The organism is Sphingobium sp. LB126, assembly GCF_002795205.1.
GTDB classification, from domain to species: Bacteria; Pseudomonadota; Alphaproteobacteria; order Sphingomonadales; family Sphingomonadaceae; genus Sphingobium; species Sphingobium chungbukense.
In genome coordinates, this window is sequence record NZ_NETV01000003.1 from 220,106 (window position 1) to 241,911 (window position 21,806).

At 61.2% G+C, this 21,806-nt stretch carries 16 protein-coding genes and 3 pseudogenes; 11 read left to right on the forward strand and 8 right to left on the reverse strand.

What is annotated here, in order from left to right; translation table 11 throughout:
- Positions 1-147 precede the first annotated feature (147 nt).
- From CAF53_RS22575 to CAF53_RS22595, 5 genes are read left to right on the forward strand one after another with little or no spacing between them, the layout of a single operon-like run.
- Positions 148-1,158 carry a Nit6803 family nitrilase gene (locus CAF53_RS22575; RefSeq protein ID WP_100239674.1) on the forward strand — a complete coding sequence of 337 codons (1,011 nt, stop codon included), beginning with the start codon at positions 148-150 and terminating at the stop codon, positions 1,156-1,158.
- Positions 1,148-2,245 carry an MSMEG_0568 family radical SAM protein gene (locus CAF53_RS22580; RefSeq protein ID WP_100239675.1) on the forward strand — a complete coding sequence of 366 codons (1,098 nt, stop codon included), beginning with the start codon at positions 1,148-1,150 and terminating at the stop codon, positions 2,243-2,245. Before CAF53_RS22575 ends, CAF53_RS22580 begins: the two co-directional genes overlap by 11 nt.
- Positions 2,242-2,790 (forward strand): MSMEG_0567/Sll0786 family nitrogen starvation N-acetyltransferase, encoded by a 549-nt coding sequence (locus CAF53_RS22585; RefSeq protein ID WP_100239676.1) that lies wholly within the window; start codon positions 2,242-2,244, stop codon positions 2,788-2,790. Before CAF53_RS22580 ends, CAF53_RS22585 begins: the two co-directional genes overlap by 4 nt.
- The gene (locus CAF53_RS22590) at positions 2,787-3,785 is read left to right on the forward strand and encodes a sll0787 family AIR synthase-like protein (protein ID WP_100239677.1); all 999 of its coding nucleotides are present in this window, start codon (positions 2,787-2,789) and stop codon (positions 3,783-3,785) included. The genes CAF53_RS22585 and CAF53_RS22590 overlap by 4 nt, the downstream gene beginning before the upstream one ends.
- Positions 3,782-4,837 carry a Pnap_2097 family protein gene (locus tag CAF53_RS22595; RefSeq protein ID WP_197707541.1) on the forward strand — a complete coding sequence of 352 codons (1,056 nt, stop codon included), beginning with the start codon at positions 3,782-3,784 and terminating at the stop codon, positions 4,835-4,837. Before CAF53_RS22590 ends, CAF53_RS22595 begins: the two co-directional genes overlap by 4 nt.
- 102 nt (positions 4,838-4,939) lie before the next feature.
- Here the strand turns inward: CAF53_RS22595 and glyA are convergent, their stop codons facing one another.
- Positions 4,940-6,253, reverse strand: coding sequence for a serine hydroxymethyltransferase (gene glyA, locus CAF53_RS22600; RefSeq protein ID WP_100239678.1), 1,314 nt, complete (start codon positions 6,251-6,253; stop codon positions 4,940-4,942).
- A gap of 951 nt (positions 6,254-7,204) precedes the next feature.
- Here glyA and istA (CAF53_RS22605) point away from each other — a divergent pair.
- Positions 7,205-8,521, forward strand: a pseudogene (gene istA / locus CAF53_RS22605) (IS21 family transposase); the annotation flags it as partial.
- Between the two features lie 71 nt (positions 8,522-8,592).
- Here istA (CAF53_RS22605) and istB (CAF53_RS22610) read toward each other — a convergent pair.
- Positions 8,593-9,453 carry an IS21-like element helper ATPase IstB gene (gene istB / locus CAF53_RS22610; protein ID WP_067739292.1) on the reverse strand — a complete coding sequence of 287 codons (861 nt, stop codon included), beginning with the start codon at positions 9,451-9,453 and terminating at the stop codon, positions 8,593-8,595.
- On the reverse strand, positions 9,450-10,712 hold the full coding sequence (gene istA / locus CAF53_RS22615; protein ID WP_067739295.1) for an IS21 family transposase: 1,263 nt from the start codon (positions 10,710-10,712) through the stop codon (positions 9,450-9,452). Before istA (CAF53_RS22615) ends, istB (CAF53_RS22610) begins: the two co-directional genes overlap by 4 nt.
- A 151-nt stretch (positions 10,713-10,863) precedes the next feature.
- Here istA (CAF53_RS22615) and CAF53_RS22620 point away from each other — a divergent pair.
- Positions 10,864-11,094, forward strand: a pseudogene (locus CAF53_RS22620) (IS21 family transposase); the annotation flags it as partial.
- Positions 11,081-11,809 carry an IS21-like element helper ATPase IstB gene (gene istB / locus CAF53_RS22625; protein WP_066698823.1) on the forward strand — a complete coding sequence of 243 codons (729 nt, stop codon included), beginning with the start codon at positions 11,081-11,083 and terminating at the stop codon, positions 11,807-11,809. The pseudogene CAF53_RS22620 and the gene istB (CAF53_RS22625), both read left to right, overlap by 14 nt.
- Positions 11,810-12,156: 347 nt before the next feature.
- On the opposite strand, the gene CAF53_RS22630 is transcribed toward istB (CAF53_RS22625), so the two are convergent.
- The 3 genes from CAF53_RS22630 to CAF53_RS22645 all read right to left on the reverse strand — a co-directional run bounded on the left by CAF53_RS22630 (position 12,157) and on the right by CAF53_RS22645 (position 15,573).
- The gene (locus CAF53_RS22630; protein WP_019054406.1) at positions 12,157-13,563 is read right to left on the reverse strand and encodes a PLP-dependent aminotransferase family protein; all 1,407 of its coding nucleotides are present in this window, start codon (positions 13,561-13,563) and stop codon (positions 12,157-12,159) included.
- Positions 13,564-13,951: 388 nt separating this feature from the next.
- Entirely contained in the window at positions 13,952-14,380 is a 429-nt protein-coding gene (locus CAF53_RS22640; protein WP_026149967.1) for a DUF983 domain-containing protein, read from the reverse strand.
- 371 nt (positions 14,381-14,751) lie between these two features.
- A complete protein-coding gene (locus CAF53_RS22645; RefSeq protein ID WP_081609996.1) occupies positions 14,752-15,573 on the reverse strand; it encodes a glutaredoxin family protein in 822 nt (273 codons plus the stop codon).
- Positions 15,574-15,647: 74 nt separating this feature from the next.
- On the opposite strand from CAF53_RS22645, the pseudogene CAF53_RS22650 reads away from it, so the two are divergent.
- Positions 15,648-15,902: pseudogene (locus CAF53_RS22650) on the forward strand (MerR family transcriptional regulator); the annotation flags it as partial.
- 66 nt (positions 15,903-15,968) lie between these two features.
- Positions 15,969-17,140, forward strand: a protein-coding gene (locus tag CAF53_RS22655) for an IS3 family transposase (protein ID WP_086012684.1) whose coding sequence is annotated in 2 segments (ribosomal slippage) — positions 15,969-16,233 and positions 16,233-17,140 — 1,173 coding nt in all. Because the reading frame shifts where the segments join, the coding sequence is not laid out codon by codon here.
- A gap of 160 nt (positions 17,141-17,300) precedes the next feature.
- Here CAF53_RS22655 and CAF53_RS22660 read toward each other — a convergent pair.
- On the reverse strand, positions 17,301-17,963 hold the full coding sequence (locus CAF53_RS22660; RefSeq protein ID WP_100239680.1) for an aminotransferase class I/II-fold pyridoxal phosphate-dependent enzyme: 663 nt from the start codon (positions 17,961-17,963) through the stop codon (positions 17,301-17,303).
- Positions 17,964-17,984: 21 nt separating this feature from the next.
- The gene (locus CAF53_RS22665; protein ID WP_100239681.1) at positions 17,985-21,158 is read right to left on the reverse strand and encodes a Tn3 family transposase; all 3,174 of its coding nucleotides are present in this window, start codon (positions 21,156-21,158) and stop codon (positions 17,985-17,987) included.
- Here CAF53_RS22665 and CAF53_RS22670 point away from each other — a divergent pair.
- Positions 21,157-21,798 (forward strand): recombinase family protein, encoded by a 642-nt coding sequence (locus tag CAF53_RS22670; RefSeq protein ID WP_100239682.1) that lies wholly within the window; start codon positions 21,157-21,159, stop codon positions 21,796-21,798. The genes CAF53_RS22665 and CAF53_RS22670 overlap by 2 nt on opposite strands.
- Positions 21,799-21,806: the final 8 nt, after the last annotated feature.

A 21,806-nucleotide genomic window follows, 5' to 3' on the forward strand; every position in this document is an offset into this window, starting at 1 on the left:
ACGGCATCATGAGTCGACACTATCGCCGCAATGATGTGGGCATTGACTGCATCATATCCAATCAATTTCCCGTTTCATATCGCGGGTTGGTTGCACCTGCCCCTTGCCAAAAGAGCGAAATTGTCCCTGCAACCTGAGAGGAAAGTCATGTCTGAAAAACGTGTGATCCGAGCTGCCGCCGTACAGATCGCCCCCGATCTTGAAACACCGCTGGGCACGCTCGATCGCGTCCTGGCAGCGATCTCCGATGCCGCCGAAAAGGGCGTCCAGTTTATCGTCTTCCCCGAGACGTTCGTCCCCTATTACCCCTATTTCTCCTTCGTGCGCCCGCCGATGACCAGCGGTGGCGACCATATGCGCTTCTATGAAAATGCCGTCGTGGTGCCCGGCCCGGTCACCGAGGCGGTCAGCCAGGCCGCACGGCGGCACAAGATGGTCATCGTGCTCGGCGTCAACGAACTCGACCATGGCACAATCTACAATGCCCAGCTGATCTTCGACACCGATGGCCAGCTCCTGCTCAAGCGCCGCAAGCTGACCGCCACCTTCCATGAGCGCATGATCTGGGGCGGCGGCGATGGTGCCGGCCTCAAGGTTGTCGACACCGCCGTGGGCCGGGTCGGCGCGCTCGCCTGCTGGGAGCATTATAACCCGCTGGCGCGCTACGCGCTGATGGCGCAGCACGAGGAAATTCACGCCGGGCAGTTCCCGGGCTCGCTTGTCGGCGACATATTCGGCGAACAGACCGAGGTGACGATCCGACACCATGCCCTGGAAAGCGGCTGCTTCGTGGTCAATTCGACGGGCTGGCTGACCGAGGAGCAGATCGCATCCATCTCGCCCGATGAAGGGCTGCAGCGCGGCCTGCGCGGCGGCTGCATGACGGCGATCATCTCGCCGGAAGGCAAGCATGTCGTCCCGCCGCTGACGTCGGGTGAAGGCCTTCTGGTCGCCGACCTGGACATGAGCCTCATCATCAAGCGCAAGCGCATGATGGATTCGGTCGGACACTATGCTCGTCCCGAACTCCTGTCGCTCCTGATCAACGACCAGCCGGCAGTCCCGATGCGCCGCGCCGGTTCGATCCGCACCGTCCCTCATGCCGTGGTGAACACGGAGGCAGGCGAAGATCAGGGGGCACTCGAGAATGTCGACTGAGTCCTTGATCAACGAGTTGCAGTCCTTCGGGATTCGGCTCGTCGATCCCAAGAGCTCGGGGGTTAGCCGGCGCGGTGGCGCCGGCCCTTCCGACCATATGCCGGTGACGATCGACGGTACCACCGTGATGGTGCCGGTTCACAATGCGCCGGCTTTCGAGAGCCCCTACCAGGCGGACAGTCCTGACGCGGCGGGCCTGAGCCGACTGAGCCGGGACGGCGTGCAACTCGCCGCGATTTCCTTCCCCACGAAGCCCAAATTCTATGAGCTTTCGACAGCGGATGGGGTTCCCTATTCGCATATCGCTACCCTGCACGGCCGCGATGTCCTGGCTACGACGATCCTGCAGACCTGCATACGCTACCAGAGCCGCACCAAGGCCTGCCAATTCTGCGCAATCGGCCAGTCTCTGGCGGCTGGCCGGACGATAGAGCGCAAGACGCCCGCCCAGCTGGCCGAGGTCGCCAAGGCCGCTGTCGAACTGGACCATGTGCGCCACATGGTCATGACAACCGGCACGCCACCGGGCGCCGATCGAGGCGCCGCGATCCTCGCGGAGAGCGCCGCGGGCGTGAAGGCTGCAGTCGATCTGCCAATCCAGGCCCAGTGTGAGCCGCCAGACGACGATCTGTGGTTCACGCGTCTGAAGGATGCCGGCGTCGACTCGCTCGGCATGCATCTCGAGGTCGTGACGCCAGAGGTTCGCGCACGCATCATGCCCGGCAAGGCCCAGGTCTCGCTCGAACGCTATTTCGACGCCTTCCAAGCCGCGATCGAGGTGTTCGGATGGGGACAGGTCTCGACATTCATCCTCGCGGGCCTCGGGGACAGTCGCGAGGACCTCCTCGAGGTCTGCCGACGGCTTGTCGAGATCGGGGTTTATCCGTTCGTGGTGCCCTTCGTTCCGATCGCGGGTACTCCACTCGAGAGCCATCCGTCGCCGAAACCGACCTTCATGCACAGCGTGCTCCAGCCGCTCGGTGTGATGCTGCGCGACGCGGGCATGCAGTCGAGCGATATCAAGGCGGGGTGCGGGCGATGCGGCGCTTGCTCGGCTCTTTCGACCTATGAACGGCGCGCGTCATGAGCGCCGTAGCGCAACAGACCGTGCCGGCACCTTCGGTGCGCATCAAATGGGCGACAGCGGAGTGGGAGCGCGCCGCGGCTTTTGCGCTGCGACGTGAAATTTTTTGCGAGGAGCAAGGGGTTTTCGCGGCGGACGATCGCGACGAGATTGACGAGATCGCCATCGCGCTGGTGGCCGTTGCGCAGGACGAGATTGGAGCTTCCCGGGTGGTAGGCACGGTGCGGATCCACGAGGATCCGACCGAGCTCCACACATGGTGGGGATCCCGCCTCGCCGTCGATCAGGCCTATCGAGGTCGCGCTGGTGGGCGGATCGGTTCCGACCTCATTCGCCTGGCTGTTTCCTCGGCGCATGCCCGTGGATGTAGACGCTTTCTGGCGAATGTGCAGAGCCAGAACGGCCTTCTCTTCCAGCGGCTGCATTGGCGCTCGATGAAGGAGTTCGACCTGTTTGGCAGGCCGCATCACCGAATGGAAGCTGATCTGGAATACTATCCGCCCTTCGATACGCCCCAGGTGGGTTTCCTGTCCCGCGGACGCGGATGAGCACGGCAGGCATTGACCTGGGCGCTCTCGCCCGATCGCTGCGCGAGAGCCGCAGCTTCGTCGCCAAGGCAGACATCGCCGAGGTGGTGAAGTCCCTGGGGATAGACACCGGTGCAATCGCGGTCGGTGACGATTGTGCTGCGATCCCCGATGGCGACGGCTATCTGCTGTTCGCGATCGAGGGATTCATCAACGAGTTCGTTGCCAGCGATCCCTGGTTCGCGGGCTGGTGCGGCGTGATGGTCAACGTCTCCGATATCGCGGCGATGGGCGGTCGTCCCCTGGCAACGGTGAATGCCGTCTGGTCGGACGGACAAGACGGTGCCCTGCCCATCCTCGAGGGCTTGCGTGACGCATCGCGCGCCTTTGATGTCCCTATGGTCGGTGGGCATAGTAATCTACGGACGAAGAACAGCCAGCTTGCGCTCTCGATTCTCGGTCGCGCGAAGAAGCTGCTGACGAGCTTCGATGCAGTACCAGGCGATCATCTGGTGGCCGCCATCGATCTGCGTGGTCGGTATCGCGACCCTTATCCAAACTGGGATGCGGCCACCTCCGCGCCAACCGCGCGCCTGCGCGGTGATCTCGAGTTGCTGCCGGAGATCGCCGAAGCTGGGCTTGCAAGAGCGGCCAAGGACATCAGCCAGGGTGGCATCGTCGGCACTGCAACGATGCTCGCAGAATGTTCAGGCGTTGGTGCAATTATCGACATCGATGCGATCCCAATGCCACCAGGCGTCGGGATGGAGCGCTGGCTCCAGACTTTTCCGAGTTTCGGCTATCTGCTCGCGGTCGGCCCCGATCAGTTAGATGCGGTTCTAGCCCGGTTTCATACCAGAGACATCGCAGCCGCGCCGATCGGCATTATCACCCAGGATCTCGCTGTACAGATTGAGTTCGACGGACACCGGGAAACAGTCTGGGACTTGTCTGACCGGCCGTTGATCGGATGTGCTCCCGTTTCAGCAACCAGCCACATCGAGATACCGGCATGACGGGCGCTGTCCGCCCCATCGGCAAGGTTCATCATGACGCCTTGCGCGAACCCTGCCCTGCGTGCGGCCAGAAATTGTTGTTGAGCGCCTTTGGCCGGTTGCAGGATCGCTGCGAGCATTGTGGCTATGACCCGGTGGCATCCCCCGTCGTGCCGCCCAGCCCAACCGGAACGCCTCGGGCGGCGCAAACGTCTTCGTGGCTGAGCAGCCGCAGGGAGACGATCCTGCTCGGCATGCCGCAGTTGAGCCTGCAAGGTCTCTCGGAGACGTGGTTGCTCAAGCAGCTTGGGCACCAGCACTGGATGATGCTCGCGAACTTGGCCGGCCAGAAGGCTCCGAGCTTCATCGATGAGCGCGGAGACCCCGTCTATGCCGCATTCTGCGCGATTTCGATTCAGGATGGCGATTTCGGTTCTGCTCGGGAGAACGATGAGCTGATGGTGCGATCGCGCCTGCGACGCGTGACTCAGACCCAGATGTTGAGCCGCCATCGGTTGCTCGTGGCCGGCCGCCCTATCGGGCAGGTTGAAATGGTATCGGTCTTTGTCCGGAGGGGGCTAACCGGCGGCAATCACACTGTTTCGCGTTTCGTCGTGCCGGGCCTGCCCAAGCCGGAACCCTATCGCGGCCGGGAAGACCTTCCCGGTCGGGCGGCTGCCATGCGCGCGGGCCATCTTAAAGAGCATATGGGCTTTGCGCTGGACCGCCCCATAGGGACACCAGTTGTCCCGATCGATCCTTGCCCGGCACAGGATTTCAACGGCGCGGGTTTTCTCTATTTCAGCAGCTTCGCCTCATTTGTGGATCGCGCGGAATGGCAGTTCGCTCGCGACTGCGCGCAAACGGCAACGACCGTGCGGCGCGACATCTTCTTCGCTGGGAATCTTGACCCAGGCGAGACCCTGACGGTTGGCCTTGTCGATCAACGATATGCTCAAGGGCTCGGCGACCTCAAGCCAGGTAGCCAGACTCTTTCGCATCATTGCCGGCTTGTGCGGACAGGAGACAATCAGCCGATAGCCGAGGTTTTTACGATCCGGCAGATCAGCTGATCGTTGAGGTATCCGGACGAAACCTTCCGATCAGTGGGCCGTGTTGTGAGCTATCCGGATCACGGGAAATAAGGGGCAGGCATTTGCCCGCCCCTCGAGTGCTCAAAGCTCCGGGTAAATCGGGAAGCGCTCGCACAGTGCACGGGCCCGCTCTCGGACGTTCCGCTCAACCTGATCGTCGCCCTGTTCTCCATTCTCGCGCAACCCATCGAGCACGTCGGCGACCATGTTGCCTATTTCGTGGAACTCGTCCGTGCCGAAGCCGCGCGTGGTGCCTGCCGGCGAGCCGACGCGGATACCGCTGGTTTTGACAGGTGGCATTGGATCGTTGGGGATGCCGTTCTTGTTGCAGGTGATCCCCGCCCGCTCCAGCGCCTCGTCCGCATCCTTACCGGTAACGCCGAGTGGACGGAGATCGACCAGCGCGAGATGAGTGTCCGTGCCACCGGCAACGAGATCCGCGCCGCGCTCCTTGAGCGTGGCCGCCAACACCTTGGCGTTCTCGACGACAGCACCGGCATACGCCTTGAATTCGGGTTGCAGTGCTTCGCCAAACGCCACTGCCTTTGCGGCAATCACATGCATCAGAGGGCCACCCTGAAGGCCAGGGAAGACAGCTGAATTGATCTTCTTGGCAATAGCTTCGTCGTCGGTGAAGATCGCACCGCCACGCGGGCCGCGCAGCGTCTTGTGCGTGGTCGTGGTCACCACATGGGCGTGGCCGAAGGGCGTTGGATGTACGCCGCCCGCGACGAGCCCGGCGAAATGCGCCATGTCGACCATGAACAGTGCGCCGACCTCGTCCGCGATCGCGCGGAAGCGCGCAAAGTCGAGGATCCGCGGATAGGCCGAGCCGCCGGTGATGATGAGCTTCGGCTCGTGCTCCTTGGCCAGCCGCTCGACCTGGTCGAAGTCGATCAGGTGGTCGTCAGGGCGTACAGAATATGGGACCGCGTTGAACCACTTGCCACTCATCGCCGCACGGGCTCCATGGGTTAGGTGGCCGCCGGCATCGAGGCTGAGGCCCATGATTGTGTCGCCAGGCTTGGTCAGCGCCAGCATCACCGCGCCGTTAGCCTGCGCACCCGAATGCGGCTGGACGTTGGCGAAGCCGCAGTTGAAGAGCTGCTTGGCGCGATCGATCGCGAGCTGCTCCACCTCGTCCGATGGGTGACAGCCTTGATAATAGCGCTTGCCCGGATAACCCTCGGCGTACTTGTTGGTGAAGACGCTACCCTGCGCCTCCAGCACCGCCTTGGAGACAATGTTCTCGGATGCGATCAGCTCGATTTGGTGCTGCTCGCGATCGAGCTCATTCGCGACACCGGCGAACACGGCCGGATCGGCTTCGGAAAGAGATCGGGTGAAATAGCTTTCGAGGTGGGCGTGGGCGGCGCTTATGGGACTGGTGCTCATCAATTCCTCCGTAGGGCGCGGGAGCGGAATCGGATGATGCCAACATCGGCATATGCGCCGCTCGCCGCTTGCAGTTGCGGGGTCGGAGCCAGAATCTACCCTGAGGGGCATCCTCCGGCTTCCCGTCTTCGCCCTGCCGCCACGCTTGGGATGGGTCACCTCGCTGTTGCTCAATCGCGGGTTAGAAATGCTGCGTCAAGCACGATATAAAGGTATGTTTATGTCGTTATAGCTTTGCCCATCGCACGAGACGACGCTCTATCGGGAAACGGGCAACGACCATAAGCGGCACTTATATGCCTCATCATAGCATTGAGGTGCCCGCACGCAGCAACTCAGCGCCCGCCCCTTGAGCGCAACAAGCGGCTGGGACATTCTGTGCCCAGATAGGAAGAAGTTCGGTCGAGCCATAGGCTTCTAGGAGCCTACCGAATAACTGCCCGATCTAGTTGCCGACGCATCCCGCAAGTGGCGGCTACTCTTTGAAACTGTGAACGCGAAACTGACTGAATTTTCGCTACGATGGCGCTGAAGCTCGGATTTCCGAAACCGAGCTAGTGACGGTATTTTGAACCAATACGGTTTATCGACCCGCGGCCGCGCGCGAACGGAAACCGGCGTTTGGATCAGCCTAAACTTCAATAGGAAGGGCACGTCAGCGACCGAACGACACAGCCTTGAAAGGCAACGCCGGATCGCCGTGAGCCGTTGTTGCCGGAGGGGATACCAGGGAAGTGCAGCTGACAGAATGTCCGCAGGATTGGCCCTCGAAGCTTTTAAGATCGAGCGGATGGCGCTATATGGGGTGCAAGGAAATGGCCCCTGAAGCAGCGATTTGTGGATCGGCGTGCAAGAAGGACCCCGTTATGGGGGTGATCGGCGTCTAAAAGGGACCCCCATCTCGATGGTTTAGGTGCGTCCGTTTGGTGATGACCAGACGGCGGGATCGGGATGTTGATTTTGGAGACGGTAGTAAGGATCCGGCGCGAGCACGCCGATGGCAAGTCGATCAAGGCGATCGCGCGGGATCTGCGGTTGTCGCGCAAAGTGGTGAGGAAGGCGATCCGCGCTCCTGAGGCGGGCTTCGCGTATCGGCGCTCGGTGCAGCCACTTCCCCGGATCGGCCCTTTCCAGGAGCGCTTGGACGCTCTGCTGGCCGAGAACGAGGTGCGGCCCCGGCGCGAACGGCTGCGGATGACGCGGATCCACGATCTGCTGGTGCGCGAGGGCCTACCGACAAGCTCAGGAGAGCGTTTGACGGTCTCCTACGATGCTGTCCGGCGTTATGCGAAGCGCTGGCTGGACGAGCGGCGCAAGGATGCAGGTGACGGCGCTGCGGCGTTCATCCCGCTGATGTTCCGGCCCGGCGAGGCATACCAGTTCGACTGGAGCCACGAGGATGTGGAGATCGCCGGCAAGCCGATGCGCGTGAAGGTCGCACATATGCGGCTGTGCGCGTCGCGGGCTGTGTACGTGAGAGCCTATCCCCGTGAGACGCAGGAGATGGTGTTCGATGCCCATGCGCGGGCGTTCGCGTTCTTCGGCGGCGTGCCGACGCGCGGGATCTACGACAACATGAAGACCGCGGTGACGACCGTGTTCACTGGCAAGGAGCGGGTCTTCAACCGGCGCTTCCTGATCATGGCCGACCACTACATGGTCGAGCCCACCGCCTGCTCGCCGGCAGCAGGTTGGGAGAAGGGCCAGGTTGAGCATCAGGTGCAGACGATGCGCGGGCGGTTCTTCCAGCCCCGGCTACGCTTCGCCAGCTTGGAGGAGCTGAACGGGTGGCTGGAGGCGGAGTGCCGCCGGTGGGCGGCGCTGCACCAGCACCCCGATCAGAAGGAGCTGACCATCGCCCAGGCATGGGACGCCGAACGTCCGGCGCTCCAGGCGATGTTGGCGCCGTTCGACGGCTTCCACGAGACGCCGCACGCGGTGACCGGCACCTGCCTCATAAACTTCGACCGCAACCGCTACTCGGTCATGGCCAAGGCGGCACGGCGGGCGGTGCAGGTGCGCGCTTACGCCGACCGGATCGTGGTCCGCCTGGACGACGAGGTCGTGGCCGAGCATCCCCGCTTCTTCGGCCGGGATCGGATGATCCTCGATCCTTGGCACTACCTGCCAGTGCTGGCCAAGAAGCCGGGCGCACTCAGGAACGGGGCACCGTTCCAGGGCTGGGAGTTGCCGCCAGCGCTTGCACGGCTCAGGCGCAAGCTCGGGACTGGCGATGAAGCCGACCGGCGCTTCGTGCGCGTGTTGTCAACGGGCGCCGAAGATTCCGCAAAAGTGGGCATCTAAAATTCCCTAGTTTGGCGGGACGGTTGTGTCGGTGATCAGCCGTGATGGAGATCGGGATTTTCCTTTGCTGGCGGGCGGCCACGCCGTTTGGGCAAGGGCGGCGGGTTGATGGACGGTGCCATGCGCGCATGCTCGGGCAGCAGGTCAGCGTGCTGTCGCATGCGATAGCTGGAGCCCTCGATCTGGATGACCACCGCGTGGTGAAGGAGGCGGTCGAGCAGCGCGGTGGCCACCACCGGATCGCCAAAGACATCACCCCATTCGGCAAAGCCGCGGTTGGATGTCAGGATCATAGCGCCCTTTTCGTATCGGGCATTGACGAGTTGGAAGAACAGGTTGCCACCGCCCGGCGTAACAGGGAGATACCCGATCTCGTCTACGACGAGCAGCGCGGATCGGCATAGGAAGCGGATCCTTTCGCGCAGCGTGCCCTCCCGTTCCGCCTTGGTCAGTGAAGCGATCAGATCGGCGAGCGGGATGAAGTAGACGCTCTTGCCCGCCTTCACGGCCTCGACTGCAAGAGCAGTGGCGATATGGCTTTTTCCGGTACCGGGCGGACCCAACAGATGCACCACCTCGGCCCGGTTGATGAAGTCCAGGCCAGCGAGCGCCAGGATGCGGTTCCGGTCGAGCGATGGCTGGAAGGAGAAGTCATATCCGTCCAGCGTCTTGATGATCGGCAGCCTTGCCATGCGCAGGGCCGCCTTGATCCTGCGGTTCTCCCGGAGCGATAGTTCTTCGTTCAGCAATATGTCGATGGCCTCGATGCCATCGATTTTGCCCTGCTCTATGCCGCGCAGGGTGGCGTCGAGCATCTCCAGAGCGCGTGGCATTTTGAGATGGACCAGGCTGCGGCGGATATTATCGACGCGGGATGCGGCACCCCCTTGGTTCATGGCCGTTCTCCCCGCGCCAGTTGGCTGCCGATCGCCTGATAGATGGCCAGGGAGCGCACAGCGACATGCTCGCCTATACGACCGATGGCGATTACCTCTTTGCCATGGATACGGCGCTTGGCGCCGCTGCCGCCTGTCCGATGCGCAGGATCGATCCTACACTGCCGACGCCCCTCAAGAACCGGGTGCTCGGCAATGACCTGGCCCAGGTCTACGATCCTGATCTTGTCAGGCAACTGCTGGATTTCGACGACGCGCCGAGTGCGATCGGGAACGCTGTAGTAATTGCCGCCGACAGAGACCATCCCATCATGGCTGACGCGGCGCTCCAGCTTCAGAACGGCGTCAAAGCGACCCGCCGGGAGCAGCTGCAACTCAGGCTGCTCGGCGGCGAAGGCTTCAACAATAATCCGCTGCGTCGTCCCGTGGACACGGACATTGGCGACGGTATCGAGCCAGTCGATTAGCTGGACATTGAGATCGTCCAGATTGCGGAAGCTGCGGCCCAGGAAGAAGTCCTTGCGGATATAGCTGAACGGCCGCTCGACCTTTCCCTTGGTCTTGGCCCGATAGGGACGGCAGGCGCGTGGCACGAAGCGGTAATGCCCCGCCAGGGCCAGCAATGATCGATTGTAGATGATATGGCCCTGATCATCTTCGCCGGTTACGGCGGTTTTCATGCGATCGTAGAGGATTTCGATCGGGACGCCACCGAGCGCTTCAAAGGCCTGCATATGACAGCGCAACAGAGTTTGGAGATCCTGGTGCATGACGTAGCGTGCAAACAGGAAGCGCGAATGTCCCAGCACCAAGCTGAATAGCCAGACGATCCGGCTGACGCCGGGCTCATCGGTAAATTCGACGACGAACCGGGCAAAGTCGACCTGTGCCTGCACGCCAGGCGGCGTCTCGAACCGAACCTCGAAGGGCTTGGGGCCGTTTTCCGGTCGAATCGCTGCCAGGAACCGCTTTACCGCAGTATAGGCGCCCATATACCCCAGCTCACGGATTTCCCGCGTCAGACGCGCCGCCGTCAGATCGGGAAAGGCCACCACTCGCTCACGCAAAAATTCTAGATAGGGTGCCAGTTTGTTCGGTCGACCCAGCATGCGTGGGCCGTAAACCGGGGCCTCGACACCCCGTTCGATATATTTTCGGATGGTCTTGGGATCGCGACCAGTGCGTCGGGCAATGGCGGATATCGATACGCCCTGCCGATGTAATTCGAGGATCATCATCAATTCTCCAAGTCGGATCATCGGCCCCGTCTCCGCGTCTGCAAAGGAGATGAGGACAATGTCGGCTCATCTCATTCTGCCGGGGCTAGCCCCGGCAGAATGAGATGAAGGGGCCACCAACTAGGGAATTTTCAAAGCCCACTTTTGCGGAGAATTGCATGACCGATGACACGTGTTGTCCGCCGTGCTCACCGACGGCCTTGAGGCGGTCGAGGCTGCGATCCGCGAAGCGCTTGCTGCCGGCGCTGCCAGCGACGATGTGATCCTCAACATCCTGGCGCGGCGGCGTGAGCCGCCCCGGCCGAGGACGATCACCACGTCCGACGCACTCGCGCTCAGCCACCCACCGACCGCCGACTGCGCCCGCTACGACCTGCTGCGAGGCGCCCGTGCAGCGGCATGAGATGATCGCCGCGATGAGCGGCCTCGGTCTTAAGGGCATGGCCAGCGCGTTCGATGAGGCGGTCACCACCGGCGTGCAGCGCAAGCGCACCGCCATGGAGATCCTGACCGATCTGCTGCGTGCCGAGGCAGCTCACCGCCACGCGGCATCGATCCGCTATCGCATGAGTGCGGCCAAGCTGCCGGTGGTGAAGGACCTCGACGCGTTCGTGTTCGAAGGCACGCCCATCAACGAGGAGCTGGTGCGCTCGCTCCATGCTGGCGCGTTCCTGCCCGGCCAGCGCAACATCGTCCTGGTCGGCGGCACCGGGACCGGCAAGACCCATCTTGCGGTTGCCATCACCGCCAGCGTGGTGCGTGCCGGTGCCCGCGGCCGCTACTTCAACACCGTCGATCTGGTGAACCGGCTCGAGGAGGAGAGCCGTCTCGGCAAGGCCGGCGCACTCGCGGCCCAGCTCTCGCGTCTCGACCTCGTCGTGCTCGATGAGCTCGGCTATCTGCCGTTCGCACGCTCCGGCGGCCAACTGCTGTTCCACCTTGTTAGCAAGCTCTACGAGCGCACCTCGGTGATCATCACCACCAACCTGGCGTTCGGCGAATGGCCAACCGTGTTCGGCGACCCGAAGATGACGGCCGCGCTGCTCGACCGCATCACCCATCACTGCGACATCGTCGAGACCGGCAACGATAGCTGGCGGCTCAGGAACCGCAGCTAAAACCCTCCCCCCGGACCCCCCACCCGGCGGTTGACCCGGTGGGTCCACAGGAACCTCCCACGGCCGCCACCGCCAGCGCTTGGGGAGGCGCGCGGCGTCGGCCGTGGGTCCCTCCTATGGACTACCGGGACAACCGCCCGACATCACCAAAGGGGGTCCCTCTTCGACGCCGATATGGGGTCCCGGTTCGACGCCTATTTACAGCGAATTGTACACGGGCCAGAAAAAGGGCTTCGTCTCCCATTTCGGGGATCCTCACTTAATTGTTCGGGCCGGTATCAAGCGGCCGTTGCATCCTGAACATCATCACCATCGCCAACTTATATGAGACACACAACAAAGTGAGTTTAGACAAGCGACAGCTTGCGGGAAGCGTTCGGTGCTGCCAGTGCACCAAGAAGGCGCAGGCCTCGTTCCAGTCGCTCTCTGGTAATCGTTCCACCGATCGAAACGCGAAGCGCAGGAGAGGCCTTTGACCGGTCCACTGCAAAAGCCTCGCTGCCTACGATCGATAGGCCATACGGGCGTAGCGTATTCACGATTTCACCTTGATCCGCTTCAGGATGCAAGGGCATCCAGAGGTGGTAGCCCTCAGGCTGAGCGTGGTAGCTGTCGGGGTCAAGAAACTTGGCGACGATTTCCTGCCGTTGCCACGCCTCGGCGCGCACTGCCTCGGTCAACTGCCGAAACACGCCGGTTCCGATCCAATCGGCGACGATCGCGGCGTTGAGTGGAGGTGCCATCACGGCCGTCTCATGCAGATCGGCAGCGAGCCGCCATGCTTGCGCGACGGTGGGTGCGCGAAGCCAGGCGATCCGCAGCCCCGGAGAGATGATTTTGGAGACGCTGGCAATATGCCATGTCCGTTCGGGTGCGAATGTTGCTATGGGCGCCAATGGCCGCTCTGGCAGCAGACCGTATGCGTCGTCTTCGATCACGACAAGGCCCTGCCGTGTCGCTACCTGGGCAAGAGACTCTCGGCGCTCGACGCTCATGGTCGCGGTGGTGGGATTGTCGTTTGTCGGCACGACGTAGACGGCATGAACAGCGCCTTCCAGGCAGGCCGCTTCGAGTGCGTTCGGATCCAGTCCTTCCCGATCGGATGACACAGGGCAAAGCCGGAGGCCATAGCGGCGCGCAACCGACAGGAATCCGGGATAGGCGTATTCCGCAACCGCTACCGTGTCGCCAGCGCGGAGTTCGGCACTGACGATTGCATGAAGCGCGTGCTGCCCTCCTGCGGTAACAAGCACCGTATCGTCGTGGCACGGGACGCCACGGGAGCCGAGAAGGTCCGCTCCGGCTTCGCGGGCCAAGATCATCCCACCGCTCGGCTGATACTGGAAAGGTGCAACCACATCCGAGCGCGTCAGCAGCTCCTCGGCAGATCGTCTGAACGCCTCCGTCAGCATACCCGGGATCTCCGGGGGGGCGTTCATGCCGGTATCCGCAGGCTCACTATATCTGATCTTTGGCGTCTCCGCCTTCTTCTGGCGAACGAAACTACCGCGCCGACCGTTGCCCTCGATCAAACCCAATTGGCGCGCTTCGCCGTAGGCTCGGGTCACCGTTGTCAGATCAACACCCAAGGCTTCTGCAAGCAAACGCTGGGGTGGCAAGCGAGTCCCGTCAGCGAGAACACCGGTTTCGATATCACGGCGCAGCGCATCAGCGATCGCGAGGTACTTAGGACCGGGCGTGCCTTGGATGTTTGGATTCCACCCCTGCATCGGAAACTCAACGACAGAACTCATGCAAATAGCCCGTTAGTATGGTTTAAAACACCTACAATGTTGAAGCGTTGTCTAGTCACGATGGAAGAATGGGGGTCGCCCATGGAGTACGTTTCTCGCCATCTCGCCGGCGTCGTACCTTGCAAGTGCACCGCCAGGCGCGTCCTCGTCCCAGAAACTGGGATCTGCATACTGAGCGAGCGCCGACTCGTACCGGGAGAGCGTCTGCGAATGCGTTCGGAGCAATCCGTTGGCTACAGCAAGCTCAGGAAAGTCCTCAGCGTTCCCATCCAGAACGAGTTTCGCCAAGTCGTCGCGACTCAGCCCCTTGAAGTAGTTAGCAACGAACTCTCGTGCCATATTGTCAGAGGCCGTCGGACGAGTTGCTACATCAGTGGATGACATGAATTCAATCCCGCTCTGAAGCATCGCGGGCGTTCAGGTCTGCCCACAACTTCTCAGTGCCAGCTTCGGTCGCCTTGTTGACGTACTGTGAGGCTACAAGCCAGCCTTTGATGTATTGGAGTGGCAGCACACAGCCCAGACCCAGCAAGGGAAACGATGTAAGCAGATGAACCCAAAAAGGTGGCTCGTACTTTACCTGCAACCATACAACGAAGAACGTGAGCGGAAACGCGACGATGCAAAGCGAGAAGAACGCTGGCCCGTCGTCCGGAGCAGCAAAACCATAGTCTAGACCACAATTTGGACATTTGCGCTCCAGCTTCAACCATTTGCGGTACATCGAAGCTTGTCCGCACTTGGGGCACAAGCCCTTCAGCCCACAGCGGTAGATCCACTGGGCTTTGCTCGATTGCTCCACATTAAGATCAGGCATTGGTGTCCGCCACTCAGTCTCGTTTGATTCGAGGCGCATATAAAGAAGAATATTCCTCCATGCAATATGCCATGCAAACACATCCATGTTGAGATATTCCGGGCGGATTGTATGCGCGGATCGATCCTCGCTGGTGCCCGATCATGCGAGCCGATGCTCAACCCTGGGATCTGAAAACCGATCTAAGCATTTACGACAAACCGATGGTATGACGCGCGCTGGATCTCACCGCGCAATTGCCAGGTAGTGCATCGCAGCCCCCCCCCCCCCCCTATGAAGCCAGGGCTTAAGACACTGCTCCAAACACGCAGGGCTGGTCCATGCGTCCCATTGTCGCGCCGCACGCGCCACTTGGAACGCCCCCTCAACGGCTAAGCAGCAGAGGCGTCTTCCATCGCCGCGGATTGGTGCGGCATCGCAAAAGCACTTGCTTCGCCAGTCCCGAGCGCGGCCAAACTCATCCAAACCGCCATCGCTATCATCATCAGGTTTTCCGTTAAGGACAGGAAGCCAAGCGGCACGTTGCTGGAGCTGCCCACACAGGCACATTTCAACTCGCGCTTGTCGAGATAGACGGCCTTAAACACCGACACTGCTCCCACCGTCCCGATGAACAATGCTATCGGAATCGACACCCAATCGAGCACGCCCGCGATCATCAGCACGGCGGCCAGCGCTTCTGCGAAGGGGTAGATGTAGGAGTATGGCACCCAGCGTTTCGCCAGCAGGTCGTAGTTCAGGAACATGGTTGCGAAGCTCTCGACATTCTGGAGCTTGAGCAATGCCAACACCGCCATGCTGAACCCTATGAACCATTCGCCAGCCCGTAGGGTGAGAGGCGTGCCATAGACGGCATGGCTGGCGCCAAGCGCCATCAGCGCGGTCACCGCAAACAGCACTGCGACAGGCTTGTAGGTAATTGCCTTCGGGTTCGCGGCCGACTTCCCGAAGTAGCGGCGAAGGTCATCGTAGCCGCCAATCCGCTCACCATTGATGAAGATCTGAGGGGTCGTCTCCACCCCATGCTGCTCCTTGAAGGCATCGGTAGCTTCCCGCGTGATCAGCCATTTATCCTCGACCTTGAGACCTTGGCGACGCAAGAGGTCCTTCGCCTTGAGCCCATAGGGGCAGACGTGTTTGTCGAGCACCATCCGATATAGGACGGCTTTGCGGGGCTGGACTGGAGAGGTCATTGCGGCAGCTTTCGACTCGTTTTCGCTTGAACTGCCGCCTATATGGGTTCCGTACCATAGTACGGAGTCAAGGGGTGCGGGAAGTGACAATCGCGCGTTTGGCGCGCGAAGGCGGCGTTGGTGTCGAGACTGTCCGCTATTATCAGCGCCGTGGCCTTCTCGACACGCCCGAGCGACCGAGCAGTACCGGGATGTCCGGCGGCTTTCGACGCTATGGAGGCGAGCACGTGCGGCGGCTTCACTTCATCCGTTCCGCGCAAGCAGCGGGTTTCACCTTGGAGCAAATTGGCGAACTACTGGCGCTAGACGCGACCGACGATCGCGCGCGGGTATGATCTGCCCCCGCCTGAGTGGTCCATCGACTATGATAGTCTGGATCACGAAAGGGACGACGAATGCCGAGCAAGAAGCACAAGCCGGAAGAGATTATCGGGAAGCTGCGTGAAGTTGAGATCGTGTTGGCGCAGGGTGGGACGACGGCCGAAGCCTGCCGCCGGATCGCGGTCACCGAGCAGACCTATTATCGTTGGCGCAAGGAATATGGCGGCCTGAAGACCGACCAGGCGCGACGTATGAAGGATCTGGAGAAGGAGAACCTGCGGCTTCGGCGGGCGATCTCGGACCTGACGCTGGACAAGCTAATCCTTCAGGAGGCCGCCCGGGGAAACTTCTAAGCCCCGCGCGGCGGCGACGCTGTATCGATCAGTTGCGGCGCGAGCTGCCAGTGTCCGAGCGGCGGATCTGCCGGGTGCTCGGGCAACATCGGTCGACGCATCGCAAAGTGCCGCGCGGGGCGGACGACGAGCAGCAGCTAACCGAGGACATCATCGCGCTGGCCAAGCAATATGGTCGCTATGGCTACCGCCGGGTGACGGCGCTGCTTCGCCATGCGGGGTGGACGGTGAACCTCAAACGCGTCGAGCGGATCTGGCGCAAGGAGGGTCTGAAGGTCCCGCAGCGCCAGCCGAAGCGCGGTCGGCTGTGGCTTAACGACGGCTCCTGCATCAGGCTCAGGCCGGAATATCCGGGGCACGTGTGGGCCTATGACTTCGTTGAAGGGCGCACCCATGACGGCCGCAAGTTCCGGATCCTGACGATCATCGACGAGGCCAGCCGGGAGTGCCTGGCGCTCATCGTGGCGCGCCAGCTCAAACATGAAGATGTGTTGGCCGCCTTGGCGGAGCTGTTCGTCACGCGCGGCCCGCCCGCGCACATACGGTCGGATAATGGCGCCGAATTTATCGCCAATGCCGTGCAGATCTGGCTCGCCCAGATCGGCGTGAAGACCCTGTATATCGCGCCCGGCTCACCGTGGGAGAACGGCTATAACGAGAGCTTCAACGGATCGCTTCGCGACGAACTGCTCAACGGCGAGATCTTCTACAGCCTCGCCGAGGCCAAGGTGCTGATCGAGGCCTGGCGGCGGCACTACAACACCGTTCGACCGCACAGCAGCTTGGGTTACCGGCCACCGGCCCCGGAAACCGCGACACCGCCATTGCCGTCGTCCGGTTCCGCTTCGCTCCACCTACCGACGACAATGGCGGCGGAAGCAACAATGCACTAACAATCAAACCGGACCACTCGGTGGGGGCCGATCAGAAGGACGATGCCGTCGAGCAGCGTCTGACGGCCGACATTGTCAGGCTGGCGACGAATTATGGCCGGTACGGCTATGTGGCGTTGGCGAGGGCGAATTAATGTCCGGTGCCCCGGCGGCGGCTCCGTCAGCAAACAGTTCCCACCTTGCCTGAGGCCAATATTGCTTCAATCGCCGCTAACAGTCGATCGTTCTCCGCTATCGTGCCGATACTGATCCGGAGCCAGTCCGTGAGACGCGAGAAGTTGAGCCAGCGAACATGGATATTCTGCCCGGCGAGCCTCATCTGCAGGGCCTTTGCGCCGTTGAATGTCGCCGGGATATGCGCGAGCAGGAAGTTCCCCTGCGAAGGCAGCGTTTCGATACCGAGCTTGCCGAGCGCTTGCGCTAACCGGCCGCGTTCGCCTCGCACCAGGATCCAACTCTCCCGCGCACGCTGCGTGTCGCCGAACGCGGCGCGACCGAGATGCTGGGTGATCACATCGACATTGTAGCTATCGCGGACTTTGTGCAGCATGGGCGCAACAAGCTCGGCAGCTCCCAGGCCATAGCCCAGGCGCAAGCCGGCCAGCGAATGCCCCTTGCTCAGGGTCCGTGCGATCAGCAGGTTGGGTATGCGACCGATCTCGCGAACCAGCTCGTAGCCAAGGGAAGCATCCACGAAATCGACATAGGCTTCATCCACCAGCAGGACCCCATGGAAGGCCGGGTCCGTCCCCGCAAAGGGGCGGAATGCGACATAGGAATTCTGGCAAGGTATTGAGTTGCTGATAAATTCCCTCATTTTCATTCCCCAATTTACGGCCTGGTTTCAGAGGCCCTGTTTCAGGGGGAGGATACCGAAGCTGTCTGCAAGCTTCTTGTCGGAGAAATCGTATTCGCCCAGCATGTTGATGTGCGCCCAGGATTGCGGCGAATGGGCCTTGATACTCTGCATCATTTCGGCGTGCGTTTCGGGATCGGCGGCGCGTAGCCTGGTTTCGAGATAGAGATAATTCCAGCAGATGATGGCGTTCTTGATCAGGCGGTTGCAGGCTTCGGCTACCTGCTGATCCTCCTGGACGGTAAAGATGAACTCACGCGGACTGCCGACGGCCACCGCTCGGGTAAACCGGTTGGCCAGTTCGACCTTGTTGAGCATGGCTTCGATATCCATTCGCAGTTCGACGCCATCGATGTAGCGCAGGATGAACAGGGTTTTGACGATGCGTCCGAAAGCTTTGAGGGCGGTGTAAAGACTGTTCTGCCTGGAATATGAATTGAGCCGCCGGAATATATCCGACGCCGTGGTTTCCTTGAGCCTGATGGTGACCATGAGCCGGAGAATTTCGTCCCAGTGGGTACGGATGATGTTTTCGTCAACATATTTGTCGGGTTGGACGGCCCAGTTCTTCCGATTTTCGTGCGTCATGGACCTGAAGCCATACAGGGTTTGATGCTTCAGGCCCTTGATCCTGGGGGCATAGGCAATGTCGATGAGATAGGTGGCGCCGAAGATCGCTTCGGAATAGCCATGGGTGTCCGTCGAATGGATCGTCGATTTCACCACGTCGTTGTGCATCAGACCGTCGATGACGTAGGCGCTGTCGCGTTCGGCGGCGCTGAAGACGGTGGAATACCAGAGCAAGATCTTGTCGCTGACATAGGTGTAGGCGCTGCTTCCCTGACCTTTCCCAAAATATTTGAAGGAATGGCTGGCATCGAGGCTATCGCCGGTTACCTCGAACTTCTGGCCGTCACTGGCCGTGTGGGTCTCACCGGCATGGCGCCGGTAGATTTCCGGGAGATCGAGGCTGTCCATGAGGGCGAGGATGCGATCGTTGGCAGCAACAAGATTTTCGCGGGAGAAGTGCCAGTTGACGGCGTGATCCAGAGCGTCCTCCTTGATCGCACCGGATATTCGGGCCATTTTCCGCAGGCCGATCCCGCATCCCAGGCCAATGACGCCGGCCAGGAGAACGGCGGTCGAAACCGGGCGGGCGTATTGCTGGCGCAGATGCGACAGGCTGTCGGCAAAACCGCTAGCGACGTTGACCGTGTTGAGGATCTCGGAGAGCGGCACATAGTGCCGTTGCGGAAAGAGCCTGGAAAGGGCAGTCGTCTCGATCTCCTCCTGCTTGGGCGTGTTGAGCTTGATGTGGCCGGCAGCCGCGACCGTCGCATGAAGGTTTCTGCCGTCTGCGATATTGCTGTTGGTGAGGAGAAACTGGTCGCTCAGGGCTTGCTTCAACGTCGCAAGCACGGCGTTCGGGTCCGAGAAACGCGCCATTCCGGCGCGTTCCAGTAATTGCTCACGATCGCGCTGCCAGCGCTCTGTCCCGATCAGATAGCTATCCAGGGGCTGATATCTGTGAGATTGGGGCAGGTTTACACCGCCGGCTTTGATCGCCCTGGCGACGTGCTGGAACAGCATGACCTTATAAAGCGACGGCCTGAATTCCGCGCCACTTCCCACGGCCTTGCGCTCGTCGGGATCGAGAAAGCCTGATGGCGCCGATCGCGTCACCTGGCCATCGGCCTTGCGGAAATGCACCAGCGCCGCCAGCAGCGGCTTGATATGTGTTTCCGTCTGGAAGGACAGAGACTTCATGACACCCGACACCTGGTTTTGCAGGCGTCGGGATCTGGCTTCAAGAATGTCGTAATAGCGGGCGTCCTCGTTCTGCGATACGCTCGCGTCATCCTTCATGTCTTTCAGAATGGCATCGGACAACACTGGCGCCGCATCGACCGGGAACAGCAAGAGATGCAGGCTCTGCAGCTTGTCAGCGTCTGTGAGGTCGGCTTCGAACACACCGCGCAGGGTGGCCATGGCCGATTGGAAATGATCTTCGAAAGCCTGTATCTGGGCCCGGAGCTTTGCGGCCTGAGACTTTCTCTCGACATAGCACCAGTCCTTGAACTCGCGGCTTGCCGCAGTCTCGGTAGCCTTAACGGAGCTGAGTAGCGTGGCCACCAGATTGTCCTGCAGCGAGAAGTATTGATGGACGACGAAGGCGATGAGGTGAAGATAGCGGTCTGCCGGCTTTCGACGCCGCAGATCGTGGGGATCCGATTTCATGACGGCAAGCGCGTAATTGCGGGCGCTGCTTCGATCCCAACCCAGGGCCGTAATGACCGGTTCGAGCTTGTGAAACAGGTCGGAGAGCTCCGTGTGATTGGCCAGCCTGTCCTTGACCGAACGGGGACGAACGGATTGTGAATTCTGCTTGAGGGCCGCCAGACGGCTCCGCGCGATCCCGTCTGTTTCCTCACCATCACCCAGAAGCAGGTCGAGTTCCCGGCCGAGTGCCGGTGGCAGGTGGGCATCGACCAGAGCCATCTCGCGCGTTCTGGACCGCCCGATCGCCAACAGGATCAAATCCTGCAGGCGCCGGTAGCCCGGCAAGGCAATCCGATTTGTCAGCAGATGGTCGACGGCAGCCTGGAAGATAACCTTCGGTTTCTCGTGAGCCCTGACCTTCTGGTCGATCATGAGAGACAGATGCGCTTCACCATCGCCACCGAGCGTCCGGAAACCGGCCAGGCGCTCTATTATCCGCTCGTGGCGTTGACGTGTCCGGTCGGGATAGGCGGCGGGTGCAAACATTCCCGCGTCATGCCCCAGCCGACTGGAGACATGTGCAATGTCGTTGTCGTGGAATGTTTCGGGGGCAAAGCAGCGCCGGCCATGACGGAAGTAGCCGGCATTTAAACAGAACCCGACCTGGTGGGCTGGATCCCGCAGTCGCTCGATCTCTTTTTGAAAGCCGAGTGGCAAATCGAAGGCAGCCTTGCGCTGGGCAGCGTTCATCCGGGGCGGTGTGTCGAAAGCGTTCTGTTCGCCGGGCGAGAGAATTTGCATGCGTGGCATAAGCTGCGTCTCTTTTCGTTTTGGATAGGGTTTGCTATCCTTTATCTGTGAGACGGGATATGATACAAAATCGATCATGCTGGCGGGCTGTTTCGCCAGCGTCACACAAACGACCGTCTGTGAAACACTCATGAAGCTCGGATATGCGCGGATTTCCAAAGCAGACGGCTCGCAGACCCTCGACCTTCAGATGGATGCGCTCACGGCGGCCGATGTCACTCCCGACCACGTCTACAAGGACGAAGCGTCTGGAAAGCGGGATGATCGTCCGGGGCTGGAAGCCTGCCTGAAAGCGCTACGGCCAGGCGACACACTTTATATATGGAAGCTTGACCGGCTGGGACGCGATCTCAAGCATTTGGTCACGACCGTACGCAGTCTGTCTGAACGAGGCGTCGGGCTTTGCGTCCTCACCGGCCAGGGCGCCGATATAGACACCAGCACATCAAGCGGCAAACTGATATTCGGGATATTCGCGGCACTGGCCGAGTTCGAGGGCGATCTCATTCGCGAACGCACAATGGCGGGTCTCGCCGCTGCCCGCGCACGCGGACGTAAAGGCGGCCGCCAATTCGAGCTGACCAAAAACCAGATCCGCCTGGCCCAGTCTGCGATGGCCAATCGCGACACGAATATCGCTGACCTATGCCGTGAACTCGGCATTAGCCGCGCGACGCTCTATCGCTACGTCGGACCGAACGGCCAGTTGCGCGATCATGCAAAGCGGGTCCTCAAAGTCGCGTCCGGCACTCCGAATGCCCTCAGTGCTTGACCGAAATT